Origin of the sequence: Gracilibacillus boraciitolerans JCM 21714 (assembly GCF_000521485.1) — a bacterium.
GTDB lineage: Bacteria > Bacillota > Bacilli > Bacillales > Amphibacillaceae > Gracilibacillus > Gracilibacillus boraciitolerans.
In genome coordinates, this window is record NZ_BAVS01000047.1 from 1 (window position 1) to 15,372 (window position 15,372).

Annotated in this window: 18 protein-coding genes and 2 pseudogenes; 6 read left to right on the plus strand and 14 right to left on the minus strand. The window is 37.5% G+C overall.

The features are described 5' to 3' along the window. The 5 genes and pseudogenes from JCM21714_RS19590 to JCM21714_RS24540 all read right to left on the minus strand — a co-directional run. Positions 1 to 202: pseudogene (locus tag JCM21714_RS19590) on the minus strand (UDP-glucose 6-dehydrogenase); the annotation flags it as partial. A 47-nt stretch (positions 203 to 249) separates the two neighbouring features. Continuing rightward, the gene (locus tag JCM21714_RS16625) at positions 250 to 870 is read right to left on the minus strand and encodes a sugar phosphate nucleotidyltransferase (RefSeq protein WP_235183000.1); all 621 of its coding nucleotides are present in this window, start codon (positions 868 to 870) and stop codon (positions 250 to 252) included. A 7-nt stretch (positions 871 to 877) separates the two neighbouring features. Then, positions 878 to 982, minus strand: a complete 105-nt coding sequence (locus JCM21714_RS24535; RefSeq protein ID WP_369403641.1) for a sugar phosphate nucleotidyltransferase — start codon at positions 980 to 982, stop codon at positions 878 to 880. Between the two features lie 212 nt (positions 983 to 1,194). Then, a complete protein-coding gene (cysQ, locus tag JCM21714_RS16630; RefSeq protein ID WP_369403642.1) occupies positions 1,195 to 1,893 on the minus strand; it encodes a 3'(2'),5'-bisphosphate nucleotidase CysQ in 699 nt (232 codons plus the stop codon). Further along, the gene (locus JCM21714_RS24540; protein ID WP_369403643.1) at positions 1,865 to 1,993 is read right to left on the minus strand and encodes a hypothetical protein; all 129 of its coding nucleotides are present in this window, start codon (positions 1,991 to 1,993) and stop codon (positions 1,865 to 1,867) included. Before JCM21714_RS24540 ends, cysQ begins: the two co-directional genes overlap by 29 nt. 183 nt (positions 1,994 to 2,176) lie before the next feature. On the opposite strand from JCM21714_RS24540, the pseudogene JCM21714_RS23290 reads away from it, so the two are divergent. After that, positions 2,177 to 4,390: pseudogene (locus tag JCM21714_RS23290) on the plus strand (MMPL family transporter). A 154-nt stretch (positions 4,391 to 4,544) separates the two neighbouring features. Here the strand turns inward: JCM21714_RS23290 and JCM21714_RS16640 are convergent. The 3 genes from JCM21714_RS16640 to JCM21714_RS24925 form a co-directional block, all read right to left on the minus strand. After that, positions 4,545 to 5,003, minus strand: a complete 459-nt coding sequence (locus JCM21714_RS16640) for a sigma-70 family RNA polymerase sigma factor (protein ID WP_235183001.1) — start codon at positions 5,001 to 5,003, stop codon at positions 4,545 to 4,547. 212 nt (positions 5,004 to 5,215) lie between these two features. Continuing rightward, on the minus strand, positions 5,216 to 6,016 hold the full coding sequence (gene bacA, locus JCM21714_RS16645; RefSeq protein ID WP_035726076.1) for an undecaprenyl-diphosphate phosphatase: 801 nt from the start codon (positions 6,014 to 6,016) through the stop codon (positions 5,216 to 5,218). A gap of 401 nt (positions 6,017 to 6,417) precedes the next feature. After that, positions 6,418 to 6,540 (minus strand): FIMAH domain-containing protein, encoded by a 123-nt coding sequence (locus JCM21714_RS24925; protein ID WP_439644501.1) that lies wholly within the window; start codon positions 6,538 to 6,540, stop codon positions 6,418 to 6,420. Between the two features lie 7 nt (positions 6,541 to 6,547). On the opposite strand from JCM21714_RS24925, the gene JCM21714_RS22430 reads away from it, so the two are divergent. Further along, positions 6,548 to 6,754, plus strand: a complete 207-nt coding sequence (locus tag JCM21714_RS22430) for a hypothetical protein (RefSeq protein WP_235183002.1) — start codon at positions 6,548 to 6,550, stop codon at positions 6,752 to 6,754. Positions 6,755 to 7,004: 250 nt separating this feature from the next. Here the strand turns inward: JCM21714_RS22430 and JCM21714_RS16650 are convergent, their stop codons facing one another. Beyond that, positions 7,005 to 7,340 (minus strand): CHY zinc finger protein, encoded by a 336-nt coding sequence (locus tag JCM21714_RS16650; protein ID WP_035726091.1) that lies wholly within the window; start codon positions 7,338 to 7,340, stop codon positions 7,005 to 7,007. Positions 7,341 to 7,784: 444 nt separating this feature from the next. Here JCM21714_RS16650 and JCM21714_RS16655 point away from each other — a divergent pair, with 444 nt between their 5' ends. Beyond that, positions 7,785 to 8,597, plus strand: a complete 813-nt coding sequence (locus JCM21714_RS16655; RefSeq protein WP_035726080.1) for a peptidoglycan-binding protein — start codon at positions 7,785 to 7,787, stop codon at positions 8,595 to 8,597. Positions 8,598 to 8,769: 172 nt separating this feature from the next. On the opposite strand, the gene JCM21714_RS16660 is transcribed toward JCM21714_RS16655, so the two are convergent. Continuing rightward, positions 8,770 to 9,042, minus strand: a complete 273-nt coding sequence (locus JCM21714_RS16660; protein ID WP_268748389.1) for a T7SS effector LXG polymorphic toxin — start codon at positions 9,040 to 9,042, stop codon at positions 8,770 to 8,772. Positions 9,043 to 9,408: 366 nt separating this feature from the next. Here JCM21714_RS16660 and JCM21714_RS16665 point away from each other — a divergent pair, with 366 nt between their 5' ends. The 3 genes from JCM21714_RS16665 (at position 9,409) to JCM21714_RS16675 (ending at position 11,840) form a co-directional block, all read left to right on the plus strand. After that, entirely contained in the window at positions 9,409 to 10,332 is a 924-nt protein-coding gene (locus JCM21714_RS16665; protein WP_035726085.1) for a hypothetical protein, read from the plus strand. Beyond that, the gene (locus JCM21714_RS16670) at positions 10,329 to 10,904 is read left to right on the plus strand and encodes a hypothetical protein (RefSeq protein ID WP_052000859.1); all 576 of its coding nucleotides are present in this window, start codon (positions 10,329 to 10,331) and stop codon (positions 10,902 to 10,904) included. The genes JCM21714_RS16665 and JCM21714_RS16670 overlap by 4 nt, the downstream gene beginning before the upstream one ends. A gap of 243 nt (positions 10,905 to 11,147) precedes the next feature. Next, positions 11,148 to 11,840: an aspartate/glutamate racemase family protein gene (locus tag JCM21714_RS16675; protein ID WP_035726087.1), complete on the plus strand. Its 693-nt coding sequence runs from the start codon at positions 11,148 to 11,150 to the stop codon at positions 11,838 to 11,840. Positions 11,841 to 12,339: 499 nt separating this feature from the next. Here the strand turns inward: JCM21714_RS16675 and JCM21714_RS16680 are convergent, their stop codons facing one another. The 4 genes from JCM21714_RS16680 to JCM21714_RS16695 form a co-directional block, all read right to left on the minus strand. Beyond that, the gene (locus JCM21714_RS16680; RefSeq protein ID WP_200868472.1) at positions 12,340 to 12,627 is read right to left on the minus strand and encodes a hypothetical protein; all 288 of its coding nucleotides are present in this window, start codon (positions 12,625 to 12,627) and stop codon (positions 12,340 to 12,342) included. Positions 12,628 to 12,659: 32 nt separating this feature from the next. Continuing rightward, positions 12,660 to 13,394: a plasmid pRiA4b ORF-3 family protein gene (locus tag JCM21714_RS16685; protein WP_035726089.1), complete on the minus strand. Its 735-nt coding sequence runs from the start codon at positions 13,392 to 13,394 to the stop codon at positions 12,660 to 12,662. Between the two features lie 661 nt (positions 13,395 to 14,055). After that, complete coding sequence (locus tag JCM21714_RS16690; protein WP_035726090.1) at positions 14,056 to 14,283, minus strand: DUF3892 domain-containing protein; 228 nt, start codon at positions 14,281 to 14,283, stop codon at positions 14,056 to 14,058. Between the two features lie 637 nt (positions 14,284 to 14,920). Continuing rightward, a complete protein-coding gene (locus tag JCM21714_RS16695; protein WP_035726094.1) occupies positions 14,921 to 15,313 on the minus strand; it encodes a RidA family protein in 393 nt (130 codons plus the stop codon). Positions 15,314 to 15,372: the final 59 nt, after the last annotated feature.

A 15,372-nucleotide genomic window follows, 5' to 3' on the forward strand; every position in this document is an offset into this window, starting at 1 on the left:
TTACAAAATCGGCATCTTTATAGGCTTTATGTACATCTGTTGTGGCAAGCAGATTTAAATCCTTTGTTTCCAAAAAGTGCTCGATTTCCTCATCGACGATTGGTGATTTTTTGTTGTTAATCATTATCACTTTCTCTTCAATAATATCAACTGCCACTACTTCATTATGCTGTGCAAGTAGCGTCGCATTCGATAACTCTATATACCCTTCCTTTCCGCTCTACCTATTTTCAATCTCTCACTTCCTTCCTAAAATATGTTTTGTACTTTCTGATAGCTTTCTATCGTACCAATATCATATCGGAATCCAGTAAATTTATAGGCATATACCTGCTTACGCTCGATTAACCACGGAATAAAATTTCCCGGTGCATCTGGGTTATTCCCTTCCTGCAAGTACTGGTTAAATAAGGCTAAGGTTTCTTTTTGATACAGGTAAAAGGGTGGTACTGCTAAATTGGATTTAGGTGCTTCTGGCTTCTCCTCAAACGAGGTAACCACCCCTGCTTGATTGACTTCAATAATGCCTGTTTGTTTCATTTCTTCTGGATCATTTAACTCATGGGTCGTTATACTGTCTGCTTGTACTTCCATGTAGAAATCAACAAAATCAGTAAGTTCAAAATCAAACAGGTTATCTCCCGCCAGGACCATGATCTCTTCGGCCAGTTTTTTCTCGGTTAACACATAATCGATATCAGCAATTGCACCTAAGCGATTATCATTAGTGGTCGTATGATCATTTACAACAGACACCTGCTTCTTCCCTTGATAGTTATGCGCCCATTCCTGGAAACTTGGGGGGGTGAACTTTTCATTGGTGACAATATAGACTTCGTCAATTTGTGCTACTTTTTCGACCTTTTCCATAATATGATCAAGGATGGATTTTCCCGCCACGTCCAATAGGGGGCTTGGCTTTATCCTTGGTCAATGGATAGAGTCTAGTAGCATAGCCAGCAGCAAGAATAATACATTTCATCTGCTTCCCTCCAATTATAGAGGACAGCCTATGCCAGGTCTGTCCATCGCATTTTAAACCTTATCTCATTTATCAGACGCACGGTGCGCTTGACATCCTAAAAGCCCCCCCACTCACCTTTTTTTTTATTATATGTATACTTTTTATGCTTGAAACACAAATAACCTAAACTATTATAAACAATTGTATTTTCAAGGGACACCCTTCACCTACTATTTTCTACTAACCAAAAACCATCCGTTTAACAAGTCTTCACGATTATAATAAAATCGCTCTTTGTCGTCATATCTTATAACCATCCCACCCGCTGCTTCTACGATGGCTTGGCCTGCTCCTGTGTCCCATTCCATTGTTGGAGCATAACGCGGATAATAATCTGCTTTCCCTTCCGCTACTAAACAAAACTTAAGGGAACTGCCGGTGGATATAACCTTTACTTCCCCGTCCAGTGTATGAATAAAGTCCTTTGTTTCTTTCGACATATGAGAACGGCTCGCTACAACATGTGTCGTCTTAGTTTCATCCACTTCTGGTAATCGTACACTCTGCTTAACTAAGTCTTCTGTACTTGTGATCGTCACTTTTGACGCATGATTTAATTTGTATGCCCCCCCTTTTCCATTCACACCAAAATAAAAAGTATCAAGTGCTGGTGCATAAATGACACCTAATTCTGGATAGCTTCCCTTGATCAACGCGATGTTAACGGTAAATTCACCATTCTTCTTGATAAATTCTTTCGTGCCATCCAACGGGTCAACTAACCAGTATTGCTCCCAATCCTTACGTTCAGCATAAGGTATTTGCCTGACTTCTTCACTTAATACGGGAATAGTAGGATCGATATTTTCTAATCCTTTGGCAATGGCAATATGTGCTCTCTTATCTGCTGCGGTCAACGGGGGAATCATCGACCTTAAACTCCACATCAAAATCCTGGTTATATATATCCATTATTTCTTTTCCTGCATTTAAACAAATGTCAAATAAATCGTATAAGTATTTATTCATATTCTCCCGCCTTCAGGTTTTTTATTAGACAAAAAACGATTCGTTTCAACAGGGACACAGAGCCTGTCCCCCATGTCCCATTAGTATAACAAAGTTTATTTTTTATTGGTAATTGATTGATAATTAACTAACTGGTATATATAATTATAAGTAGTACTTGCATAGAAATGGGGGGGATGTATGATGAATCATTTATTAGAAAAATGGGGGGGAAAGGTTGTCGCTGGATCAAGAAGCCGATGGATCACACTACTTCTTTGGGTTATTACCGTATCCTTCCTTTCTTTCCTTTGGCCACAGGTTAATGAGGAAGAAACCAATTCAAATAACCTTTTACCTGATGATGCTATGTCTGTGGAGGCATCGAAAATCATGGAAGAACAATTCGCAAACGATACTGGGACGCCTCTATTGTTAGTTTGGTACAGGGAAAACGGATTAAATGAAGCCGACTTTCAGTTGATCCAAAATTTATATCAGGAATTAAATACAAATCCGCTGCAACAGCAATCGATGGTTCCTGATTTTAGCCAGGTCCCTGTGCAAGGATTAAAACAGACTGCCTCAGAAGATAGTAAGGTTATCACGACACCCGTTTTCTTTTCTGAAAATGCAGCTGGTACCGAAATCAATCCATCCTTGAAAGCACTAAAAACGAAGATAACAGAACTTGCTGAAGAAGATCCATTCAACAATGCTCTTTCTGAAAGCGGATTACATATCAGGCTGAGCGGACCAGTTGGCATCCAAAATGATGCAGAAGCGTTATTTGGACAGGCGGATCTGACTCTTTTACTTGCTACTGTTCTACTTGTGCTAGTTCTGTTGATTCTATTATACCGCTCACCGATTTTAGCTATTGTTCCACTTATTGGGGGTAGGCTTTGCCTATTTATTCGTTAGTCCATTACTTGGATTTATGGCGAGTCAAGACTGGATCGTGGTGGATGCTCAGTCCATTTCGATTATGACCGTCCTGTTATTTGGGGCTGGAACCGATTATTGTTTATTTCTGGTATCCAGGTATCGAGACGAGTTGCAGCTGGAACCGAACAAGTATCGGGCGCTTCAGCTGGCAATTGCCAATTCTGGCGGAGCAATAATGATGAGTGCCTTAACGACGATGATTGGTTTATTCACCTTATCACTGGCCCAGTATGCTTCCTATGACCGCTTTGCCGTACCATTCAGTTTAGGGATACTAATGACAGCAGTGGCAGTAATGACATTGCTTCCAGCAATTCTTGCAATGTTAGGCAGAACCGCCTTCTTTCCTTTTATTCCAAAAACGGAACAAATGGCAAAGCAACTAGAAGAAAAGAAAGGAAAACCCGTTCGGCGCTCGATAGGCAGAACTCGTTTTAGTAAAATGGCTGGACGGATCGTTACAGAAAAGCCATGGCACCTTATTATTGTATGTTTCATTTTCTTAGGGGGGATTAGCAGCTCTTGTGCCCAACATTTCCTATACGTATCAAGTACTGGATTCCTTTCCGGAAGACATGCCATCACGTGAAGGGTATGATCTAATTGCTGAGCATTATCCTCCCGGTGAAATTGCCCCCCCTATTCAGGTAATTGTTGATACAGAAGGAAATGACATGTTATTAAAAGAGAACCTGACAGCATTACCTATAGTTGAAAGTGTAAGTGATCCACAAACCGGAGAACAGAATCCGGATATGCAGCAATACGAAGTAACTCTATCGATTAATCCTTATTCCGAAGAAGCTGTGGAAAAAATCCCTAAGCTTCAATCAGCAGTAGAGAGCACCCTGAAGGAAGCAGGAATAGCTGATGCTGAGGAGCATTATTTGATTGGAGGCGAAACAGCTAATTTATATGACACAGAAGAAGTTACCAGCAGCGACCAAAACATCGTCATTCCTGTTGTCCTGATTATTATCGCAGCCATGCTCATCTTCTATTTGCGTTCGATTGTCGCCATGGGCTATCTCTTACTAACGGTTGGCCTTTCGTATCTTTCCGCACTTGGTCTGGGATGGCTGATCATACACTATGGTTTAGGAGCTGACTCGATGCAAGGTCTGATTCCGTTATACGCCTTTGTTTTCTTAGTGGCACTTGGTGGTGATTATAATATTTTCATGATCTCAAGTATCTGGAGAAATCGGAAACAGATGCCCCCCTAAAAAAAGCTATTTCAGAGGGTGTCGAGGAAACCAGCAGTGTGATTACTTCCGCAGGCTCATTTTAGCCGGAACCTTTGCCGTATTAGCAGTGATGCCGATTCAAGTGCTTGTTCAATTTGGCATTGTAACAGCTGTCGGTGTATTATTAGACACCTTTATTGTCCGTCCGTTGCTCGTTCCAGCGATTACCACGGTATTAGGACGATATTCATTTTGGCCAGGAAAGCTTTGGAAAAAGGATTAATACAGCGTCCTATCCTTTTTAAGGTTGACTGGATATCCTACACGAAACAAATGAAATTCGTATAAAAGACAAGCGTTCATTCAAGAATGCTTGTCTTTTTCTACGATACGCTATGGCTTACACATACTCTTTCGACTTTAGCATCTGCTGGATTTTAGGCCGGGCGTATTTCCCCCCAATTTTTTACCGCATTATCTGTCACCCGATACTTATCTGCAATATCATGTACCGATTGATCGCGAAGAATAAATTCCACAAACCAGCACCATTGCTTCTGAGAAAGCACCTCTTGAATATCGATTAACATCTGTGTATCGATATCCAACTCATCTTCTATCATAATATCTTCCATTGTTACTTGATCCAACCATGTCTGAAACTGGTCTTTTTCCCGGTTCTCTTTCTGGATCCTGTTCAATAAGCGACGAGCAATACAGCTATACACATAAGTAGAAAACTTAGACTTCGACTCATCATAGGTTTGAAAGGCATGCCAAACCGCAATCAACCCTTCCTGAAAAAATTCACCCTCCACATCGCGAATATGATACTTATGGATAATGTGATGAATCATTCGATCATAATCCTCTAATACCGATTCAATACTTTTCATACTAAACTCCAATAGGATAAGCGCCTATCATGTATTCCGCGGTAACTAGATCATATCGGTCTTTTCATCAAAAAGCATACAGGCATACGTCTCTCCATCCATTAAGAAAAAGGAAAATTTGACCTGTTTCAGCGATTTTCATTGTGAAAAAATCGCTTTTCTATTGCTCTTTTATATGTTGTAGATAATGTTGGTCAAATCCTTCCCTAACTTTATAACAATACAAATATGGTAAACAGAATGGCGATCACGATACGATAATAAGCAAAAGGTGTTAAACCTAATATTTCAAGCCATTTCAAGAAAGTTACCACTGCTAACATTGCCACAACAAAAGAAGTAATAAATCCTACTAAAAACATTGGAATATCACTTACGCTTAAATGATTCCAATTCTTTAATAAATCTAAACCCGTTGCTCCTACCATTACAGGAAGTGCAATTAAAAAGGAAAACTCTGATGATGCTTTATAGCTAGCTTTTGACAATAACCCTCCAGAAATTGTTGAACCAGCCCTTGAAAAACCAGGATACACTGCTAAACATTGAAATAAGCCAATTGTTAATGCTTGTCGATATGTTAAATCATCTAATGAATAGGAAGTAGGTTCAGATTTTTTCCTCTCCGCAATAATCATTAGAATTGCTCCAGCTATAAGTCCAATTACAACAGTATTTGGTCGAAATAAATAAGTTTTTATGACATCATGCAATAATAAACCTGCAATTATCGCGGGGGGGAAAACACCAAGCACAATATGTATTGCATTAAACTTCTTTTCCTTATTTAGAATAGGTTTTATGTTAAATAAAGAAACAAGACGTTCCCTATATAAGATGGTAATTGCTAGGATAGCACCCAACTGTATTACAATCTCAAATGTTTTCGCTCTTTCATCTTCAAAACCTAACAAATGACCAACTAAGATAAGATGACCAGTAGAAGAAACAGGTAAAAACTCTGCTAATCCTTCTACAATTCCTAGAATAAAGGCTATTAATATATCTTTCATACACCCACTCCAAACTAAGACTATTATAATCAAGTACATTCAATTGATAAATTTATAACTTCCATAATTATATACTCTTTTTGTTTTAAAAAACCATAATTAAACGTAAAAGTATCTCCATCGACATGTTTTTTGGGGATGGGCTTAGCAATACAATGCAGACAGGCTTTATTCTGTGGTAGAGGCTGTTAAAGAGCACGGAATCCAATAGCGCGGTTTTTCGTTTCCTCTCCACGCTTATTCCTATTCAATGCATTGGGGTGGCTCTTTTAGGAGACAATAAGAAGATAAATTTTGATACTTCCCTGTATTGTAAAAAAGCTCAAGATGATCAAAACAATCATCTTGAGCTTTTACGATTAACCACTCATCATCACCTGACAAAAGTCGGGAGATGTCTGTCACCCCCACTGCTTGATAAATTTGTCTATGAATCTTTGAGTTTGCTTCATATTACCTTTTTCATGTTGATGGATAATTTGTTTATAGGTATTGGTAAGCTGTTTGGTTAATGATTTCTCCATCTCCCTGATGCTTGATATTGCTCGAGTAAATCATGCAGAGTATCGATTACTGCATCGTAATGAACCGGGAAGGCTGCATCTGATACAGGCACTTTTGACCAATCGATATCAGAAGCAAAATAAAAGCTCGTATAGGATGGCTGATTATAGCAGGAAAACCTCCAGTCACAATGAAAAAATCAGAGGTAAACCATTAAAAATCAGAGTTATTTAATAAATATTGTAATAATAAGTGTCTACTTGACAGGGGGGGTATGCTTACTAAGCGTACCATTGTCAAGTAGACACTTAAGGTTTGGAGTCAGACAATTAAATTTTGTGGGTATTGAGTAGGTGCTTTTAATCCTAAACCTTTTGGTCTTCTTTTGAGCTGCTTTTGGCTTACATTATGGTGAATCGTATCACAAGTGATGGTAAAGCAGACGATAGTACCCTCGCTCTTTTTTCTAATTTTTAGTATTTTACTAATTAACTTCAAAATACAGATAGATATGTTTTTGACACCCTGGATTAAAAGAACTGTTACAACAAGGACAGGAAGAATTACTACTTAAATAATCGGTTATGGTTAATTCTTCCCCCCCACACTTACCACATAGAATAGCTTTATGGTCAAACTCTTCTCTTCTCCAAACTTGAACTCGATGATCAGCTTCCTCTTCGTGGCATTTATAACAAGGATAATAAGTCTCACAACATTTAAATTTAATTGCAATAATATCATTAATTTTATCATAATGCTCGCAACGAGTTTGTTTATCCTTCACTGCTCCAAGTACATTAATCCCATATACTTTCATTTCAATAAAACACCTACTTATTTGTCCTTCGTTAAGGATTAATCCCTTAACCTTCAATTCTTCCTATAGTCATACACATAATAATCATATTTGCTTTTTTCGCACTCTTCTAAAGAATAACGTTGACACAGGCTTTCAGACACAGGTTTGGAGCGAAGTGTAGTTTCCTATTTTGTTTTCACTTCCAAACATAGGTTCTTATATGTTTATATTACCAAAGAAGTAATCATTATTCTAGTTACAAAAGGTCAAAACAACTCATTCACCTCCCACCTAAAATTCTACCGCATTTTTGAGGAAAGAGTACTCTTGGCTGAAATGATAGGATGTAATATTAGACAATAATACATGTCTAACTATATGAATTTATTTTCGACATACAAGAAATATTCTTTTCTCTCGAATTCTCTTATGTAAAGAAAAAACGGGGGGAGGATTTTTTACATGTTTAAAAGCTTGAGAAACCTATTTATGATTATTGTTGTTGGAGTCTTCATAATGATTTCAGCTCCATCACTTACAGAGGCAGCAATGGGGGGGGATCGCGTAACAGCTAATGGATCCTCAGGGTCGGATGTAGTTGAATTACAAGATTATTTAATGACAAAAGGGGTATTCCCGTACTATACAGCGACAGGGTACTATGGTGATATCACGGAAGAAGCAGTAGAAGATTTTCAACGTAAACGTAATCTGAAGATCGATGGAATTGCAGGACCACAAACGTACAATACGGTACAAGTATTGCGAAAAGGTGACATTGGGAAACAAGTGATACACATTCAATACCAGCTGAAAGAGACAGGTCATTACAATTCTAGCATAGATGGTATTTATGGTTCCGGAACAGTAAGCGCAGTTAAGAGCTTTCAAAAACAAAAAGGACTAGCAGTCGATGGAATTGCAGGTCCAAATACAAGATCAGCTTTAGACAGTTTAGCTAGACGTGGCTCAGCTGCTGGAGAAACATGGACAGTGGAAAGCACAGCCTTTACGGCAGATTGTGATGGCTGTTTAGGTATGACGAGAATGGGCCTTGATTTAAAAAAGTATCCTGACGCAAAAGTGATTGCTGTTGATCCTAGTGTAATTCCACTGGGGGGGTCTATTGTAGAAGTCGAAGGTTATGGAGTTGCCATTGCAGCTGACATTGGCGGAGGTATAAATGGTAAATCAATCGATGTGTTTATTCCTAACCGAGACGATGCTCTCCAATGGGGGGGACGTAAAGACGTACGAGTTAACATAATTGAATAGTGTGATTGAACTCCCCCCCGTTCTATTTTTGGAGCGGGGATTTTTCAAGGGAAGCAACTTTAATCCTTCAACAAACAATACAAACGCCATTCTTTCTAAACGTTTATCCGCTTCCGACCTTGCATTCTATACTGTCCTCCATACGTGAACAATAGTTCAGGGGGGATAACTCCTATACTCCATCTCTTTGTAGATGTTCCAGCTGCCTATATGTATCTAGAATATCATCTTCGTGTGACTCTATATAATCTGTATGGACGATCGCCTGATTACTACTATCTACCTCATTCGTAAATTCTTGCAGATGCCTCGCTAAGTTGGTCTCTAATTGTTCAAACACTCCTGTAAATGCTTGAAGCAATGTCTGGTGTAATTCTTGAAAATACAGTTTTGCCGCATCTGCAGCTTCTCCCTGAAATCGCTCCATATGTATAAGCTGCTCGATGTTGGTCTGGACCTCTTAAAGTGCTGCTGTTATAGAAGCTGTATCTCGGCTCATTCCCTGATAAAAGGACCTTACTTCTTCCATAAGGACTCTCTGATTCGCCATTTCACACCCCCCCACTTATATTGGAAATATAATCCAATAGATACTTTAACATATGGAGTGTTTCACAATGAATAGGTTAATACTCACATTTTACAAGATGTGACCAGGACTATGAAAATCAGTATCAAGTATTTTTCTGAATTGAATATTGAAATGAATCAAGGGCAAAAGTAGCATAAAATGGGATAAATGACCTGTAATTTCCTCCCATTCATGTTAAAATAGCAGTACAATTTTTAATTCTAGGGGGGGAGAGTTTGCTTGAAAAAAATTCTTTGGAGTGGTTTAGCGTTCGTAATCATTAGTTGGATAGGGAATTACCTTTATTTTGAATCAAAACAAATACAGCAACCGATTTTTCTAACACATTACTATGAAGAAATTTATTATGAGGATCTACAACTTACCTTCTTCTATTTAACTAACAAAAAAGATCCCGTTGATGTCCAATACGTGGAAATTGATGGTATGGAAATCTATCCAATGTCAAATCAAGGGTTTACTATATGGCATGAAAATGTGCCACAAGTCCAGTACGAACAAGCATTTCGACATCAATATTTAAAATCTGTAACTATCCAATTTCCATTTACAGAGATGGCATTTATTAATGAGCAAAAGCAAGCGTGGTCGTTCTCTAGCATGGATGTTTATTTTAATGATCAAACAATGGTAACAACTGACATTGGAGAAGTTGTCATTCAGCCATCAATTCAAGGAAACGATATATTGCAAACCCAATCAAGCGGTGGCAGTTCTAACGGTCAATCGTTTACAACGATGACAGCAGAGCAAGCATTAACTATTACGGATATCACCCTTCCTTTTGAAAATGTTGCAGATGAAATTGAGATGAAGCTGGATAACCATCCTGTAAAAATAACTCCACAAGATCGAAAGAACGCAACAGAAATCGTTGATCCGTTGCAAGAAAATTGGCAAGGTACGTCACGTGATAGAGTGAATAAGGATTTATTCCCGTTAGATTTAGCTGAGAACGATTCTGTTCGTCTTACTACACGTATCAATCCTGAGCGGAGAAGTTATTTTGAATTTGGTATTTATCTAAACGGAATAACGGTAGATGGCAAACCTTTCAAATCAGCTGCTCTTATTATCGATAGACCATACTTAAAGCAAGGTGATATTAATGAAATTATAGAGGAAAGGCAGGAGTCACCATGAGGTATGCTTTTAGTAAACTATTTTGGGGATTTTTAATAGTTTTATTGGAATTGCACTTATTTGTTCTGGATGTCCTGCCAGACCCTGTTGGTTATTATCTGATCTATCTAGGAGTTAATCATTTAGTACGCGAGTTTCCAATTGGTGTTAAAGCTAAGAACCTAGCAATTGGATTAATTGTTCTATCCATTCCAACTGTTTTCATCCAACAAAATAGCGTTTTTTCTCAAGCCTTTCTTCTATCAGAATGGTCCATTTATGTAACGGTACTTTCGCTTTTGAAATTAATTCTCGTATTTTATATTTTTCAGTTAATGATAGAAATTTCTAATAGATATGGTAATCTGATTTTGATGAACAAGACAAAAAATATTCTGCGGAAATATCTTATTATTATGTTGCTCATTCATATTACACAGCCAGTTACGATGAATCTTTCCATGGATGAACAAATTACCTATTCCATCATAAGTGCTCTTATAGGTTTAATTATGGAAATTGTTTTATTAGGCTTATTTCGCAGATTTATGAAAATTTGGGGGGGAGATGAATCCGATCACGCATATAAATAGTGGTTTTTCACCAGATCAGAACAAGCAGGAATAACTGAGGACTTGTTACCTTTGATAGAAATAGCAAAAAATGTATCACCTAAACAAAGATTACAGTTAACTGTTAATCATTAAATAAAAGTCCCATGTTGAAAAAATTCGCTTTATGAAAAACAGTTTAATTTGTGATTTCCAGAATAAGTAGTAAAATTAAGGTGGTACATTTTATTATTCTGATCTATTTATGGTGAAGGAGGAATTTTCATGGCCAAAATCGGTTTGGTGGGTGGACTAGGGCCAGAATCGACTATTGATTATTATCAATCTATTATTAGTGGTTATCAGGAAAAACATAGGAGCAACAAAGTGCTTCCACATCTTGTCATCAACAGTATCGATATGTATCAGGTATTTGCTTTTATTGAAGAAAAAAATACGCAAGGACTAATTGATTATCTGACTAAAGCTGTTAATGAATTAGAAGCTGCTGGTGCAAACATAGCTGCGATCTCTGCAAACACACCACATATCGTGTTTGATCAAGTGAACCAACAAACACGTCTTCCTATGATTAGCATTGTGGAAGAAACGGTGAAGGTTGTTCGTCAACATAATCTAAATAGGGTTGGACTAATAGGTACCCGCTTTACGATGGAAAATGAATTTTTCATCAAACCATTTCAAGCAGCAGGTATACATGCGATCGTCCCCACTGCAACAGAACAAGCCCTAATTCATGAAAAAACAGTGGAAGAATTAGAAAACGGGATTGTAAATCAGGACACGAAAAAACTTTTCTTAGATATTATTAAACGGATGGAAGACGAGGACCACATAGAAGGTTTAATTTTAGGTTGCACGGAACACCCTATGTTACTTAAACCAGCAGATACCACTCTGCCGCTATTTAACACAACAGCCATCCACGTCACGGCACTTGTCAACCAACTAGATTAAGCCGTAGGGGGGGCAAGAATCATGTCCCTATTTTGTCCCTATACTGTATCTCCACTTGTGTGTCTTTTTTCCAAGAATACCAATAAATAATAGAATAGGACCGATTACAAAAAACAGGCGTTAAATGAAATAACCATCATCCAGCCGCAACCTGCACCTAGAGAAACAAGTTCTGCAATTATCCCGACAACCAGTGCTAGGAATGGTGACAAGACGATCAGTGTGATTCCCCTAATAATATACCTTGTCCTCTTTGGTTTTCCTTTTGCTTTTCGTTTAGCAAATATCAATCCAAGAACTACGATCAGTGCACATGCAATACTTACAACTCAACAAAGTCAAACGGCTTTGTAATACAGTCATCTCCGCATCTACAACCGGTAGTCACAGTTTTCTACTAATTAACCGTGCCATCAAATTGGCTACGCTTTTTTACAGCAAAAATGCAACGTTACTTTTGAATAAAAAATAATCTTAAAAAACTATTTATATTAATCTATTAATTCAAGCAGATCCTCCAACGGTTCATATCCCTGATCAAAAAAACATACTTCTTCACTTCTCCATCAACATTAGCGGTGATCAGTCCCATTAGTTGACCTGATTTTTTTCGGAAGGTCATCGGCAGCTCTCCAAAAAATTCAGAATCATATGATGACGCAATAAAGTCATCCCCATTTAAATGAATCATTCTGATGAAGTTCAGAATATTATTAATAATTTGTTTCTCACGCTCAAGATGCTTTAATTTACTTAACTTTTTCAGCTCGAGTTCTGAATATTTCATAGTATATTCCCCTTTTCACAGTCACTCTTGTGTCAATTGTTTCGATACTTATCCTCAATAATTCGATACCGTTCATGATTTATCTTATCCCATTCGGTCTTCTTATAGTTAATTCCCTTGAGCATCCTATTGATATGATCTGGATCATATTCTCTAAAGCCAAGCGATTCAGCCCAAGCCTTCATATCTTCATGCTCAGAATGATTCGGATCCCAATACACCTCCAAAAACTCATAAAAGCCATGAATCCCACCAACATCCTCAGGTGGTGCTGTCTCTGCTCCATCCAATAGTGTTGGAAACCCGAAATAATAATCATCTGCTACCTGTTCCAATGTAATCATAAAATGCCAGTTATCTCCAAAGTCATAGCGATAAATGATTTCCTTATACTTTTCGAGATAATTATCAATTTTTAATCCAGAAGGTTTACGAACCTCCATTTTCAATCTTTCCTGGTAGATTTTCTCAAACTTCAATATATCCGGAGACATCGTCTTTAACCGCTCTTCAAACATTGCCCTGTTTTTCTTGTAGTGCTGATGCTCCAGATATGCCTCTTCATTATCCGTCACGATTCTGTTCTCCTCAGGCAACTCGAATTCATAGAGATGGTATCCTTCGTATGGATAACCGCTCTTAAAATTGGTGACATTTTGGATGGTATCATGCAGTCTCTTATAGGTCGCTCCTGCCGGCATCACGACTCTTCTCCAAATAAGCGGATCAGAATCAATCATTTCAATATTAATAATGTACGACTTCATTGTTCAATAACCTCCCGTTAGATATTGATTGGGTAATATCATTAAAAAAGGACAAGATTCTTTTAAGTTCTTCACGATGTTTGCTTTCTATAAGATCGTTATTCATTAAAAAATACAATGTAGCTTTAATCAGTTGATTGTGAAGAATATCATAAGACCTCACTTCTTCTTAAATATGCAGTTTCCCTCTTTTATAAGAAAATGTCTCCATTATTTTCTTCAATAATATTTTACCACGAATAATCACGGATTCTTGCTTAGTTTCGATATATTCTTTATAAAAGCCCCCCCTTTTGATTAACGATTTTACTCTTATGATAAGCACTTTATATAAAAGATTTGCTATGTCTTTTTCGTCACTTCATAAACGGAAATAACATCTTTTTCATGCGGATGATCCCAAGCAGAGCCTCTTAAATGTCCCTTAGATCCATTCATAGGGACATCTCAGGCTTGTGCCTCAACTAATATGTCCATAAAACAATACAGGAATTCCACTTCTTCAACAAAGAACAATGAGAGAGCATTCTCTAAAAGGAAATGCCATTATCGACTCTCTTAAAACGTATCAGCATAATAGCACCATGCATTTTCAGACACAGAAAAATCCGAACGATTCATCAATCAGTTCGGATTTTTCCTCAAATCATATACTTATTCATTAAAATTGGGGCAAATTGTCTAAGTTATTGCTCGGATCACCATCTGCATCACTGCGCAAATGCTTTTCGCCATCCCGTCCTTTAAATGTATTGACATGTTCGATTTCACCGTTATCCGCCATTTGTTGCGCCTGTTTATAATCGACGACTTCTCCAGAGGATAATTTCATTTCCACAATATCCCCCCCATCTTCATTTTTTCGAACAGCCACAATTTGTTCTGCCATACTATTCGCCTCCCGTTAAAGTTAAAGATAACAACACATAAAATGGAGCGATTTCTAATTACAGAAATACTCTCTGCATTTTTATTATGCCGGATTTTTAAAATAATATGTCGACTTGCTATTGATTTTCGAAACAGCAAAGCGAAATAACCAAAGTTCTGCTGACAACAATCGCAATACGTCACTTTATTCTCATATGGCTTTTGCTTTTTTTAGAAAAACTCGCATTCATTTATCCTTTTGCGAATCGATTGTTTTTTAATATTTGGAACATCAAAACTTATTCTTGCAAAAAAATAGGCTTATTTCCTTCATATGTGTGATGAAAGACATTCTAACTCAGCTGATACTATTACATGCCTAGGGATTGGTAGCTCAACAGGTATGAAGTTAGGTGAATTTGGTTGTATTTCGCAAGTGAAAAGTAAACAACTGCGCAAATGAAATTAAGCCAGTTAAAATAAACTTTTTTCACAAACTTTTTATGGCGCACTTTTTTGATTAACGTGTGGTTCAATTTTTAATTAACAACTCAATTGTATAATGATATTACTTTTTCAATATCATTATAGACCTTGTGAGTAGGAATCACCGACAGAAAGAAGTGATATCAAAATGTTTACTTTGTTTTTGAATTTTAATTTACCTCATGAGAATGTGCGATAGCCGAGATTTCAATCAGTTGCTCTGGGAACGCCAAATAAGTCACACCGAGGAGGCTGCCTGCCGGTCGATGTTTTTCTAGATATTCTTTGAACAAAACAACGACCTGCTCAGAGTGTTCTTTCGGACTTGTTAGATAGATTTGCACATAGGATAGGTTGGATTTCGTGACACCTAACTCTTCCAGTACACGATCCAGGTTTTCAAGTGTTTGTCGGGTTTGGATTTCAATATCCTCCTTGCCAACAAACACACCATCTTTATTGTGGGAAAATTGACCTGAAACGTAAATAGTCCCGTTGACACTATAGCCTTGGGTAATACCGTGATCCCAAAGATTATGATTGTAGGTTTTAACTTTACTCATTTTTATAACCATTCCTTTCGCCTCGCTCAAGGCACAAAACAGTATGAAATATACTAATA

What these genes read in the sequence shown, in the direction of transcription:
- JCM21714_RS16625 (WP_235183000.1), bottom strand. Translation starts at nt 870, where the DNA reads ATGGAAAAGGTCGAAAAAGTAGCACAAATTGACGAAGTCTATATTGTC.
- JCM21714_RS24535 (WP_369403641.1), bottom strand. Translation starts at nt 982, where the DNA reads ATGAAATGTATTATTCTTGCTGCTGGCTATGCTACTAGACTCTATCCA.
- cysQ (WP_369403642.1), bottom strand. Translation starts at nt 1,893, where the DNA reads ATGATTCCCCCGTTGACCGCAGCAGATAAGAGAGCACATATTGCCATT.
- JCM21714_RS24540 (WP_369403643.1), bottom strand. Translation starts at nt 1,993, where the DNA reads ATGAATAAATACTTATACGATTTATTTGACATTTGTTTAAATGCAGGA.
- JCM21714_RS16640 (WP_235183001.1), bottom strand. Translation starts at nt 5,003, where the DNA reads ATGAAAAGTATTGAATCGGTATTAGAGGATTATGATCGAATGATTCAT.
- bacA (WP_035726076.1), bottom strand. Translation starts at nt 6,016, where the DNA reads ATGAAAGATATATTAATAGCCTTTATTCTAGGAATTGTAGAAGGATTA.
- JCM21714_RS24925 (WP_439644501.1), bottom strand. Translation starts at nt 6,540, where the DNA reads ATGGAGAAATCATTAACCAAACAGCTTACCAATACCTATAAACAAATT.
- JCM21714_RS22430 (WP_235183002.1), top strand. Translation starts at nt 6,548, where the DNA reads ATGCTTGATATTGCTCGAGTAAATCATGCAGAGTATCGATTACTGCAT.
- JCM21714_RS16650 (WP_035726091.1), bottom strand. Translation starts at nt 7,340, where the DNA reads ATGAAAGTATATGGGATTAATGTACTTGGAGCAGTGAAGGATAAACAA.
- JCM21714_RS16655 (WP_035726080.1), top strand. Translation starts at nt 7,785, where the DNA reads ATGTTTAAAAGCTTGAGAAACCTATTTATGATTATTGTTGTTGGAGTC.
- JCM21714_RS16670 (WP_052000859.1), top strand. Translation starts at nt 10,329, where the DNA reads ATGAGGTATGCTTTTAGTAAACTATTTTGGGGATTTTTAATAGTTTTA.
- JCM21714_RS16675 (WP_035726087.1), top strand. Translation starts at nt 11,148, where the DNA reads ATGGCCAAAATCGGTTTGGTGGGTGGACTAGGGCCAGAATCGACTATT.
- JCM21714_RS16680 (WP_200868472.1), bottom strand. Translation starts at nt 12,627, where the DNA reads ATGAAATATTCAGAACTCGAGCTGAAAAAGTTAAGTAAATTAAAGCAT.
- JCM21714_RS16685 (WP_035726089.1), bottom strand. Translation starts at nt 13,394, where the DNA reads ATGAAGTCGTACATTATTAATATTGAAATGATTGATTCTGATCCGCTT.
- JCM21714_RS16690 (WP_035726090.1), bottom strand. Translation starts at nt 14,283, where the DNA reads ATGGCAGAACAAATTGTGGCTGTTCGAAAAAATGAAGATGGGGGGGAT.
- JCM21714_RS16695 (WP_035726094.1), bottom strand. Translation starts at nt 15,313, where the DNA reads ATGAGTAAAGTTAAAACCTACAATCATAATCTTTGGGATCACGGTATT.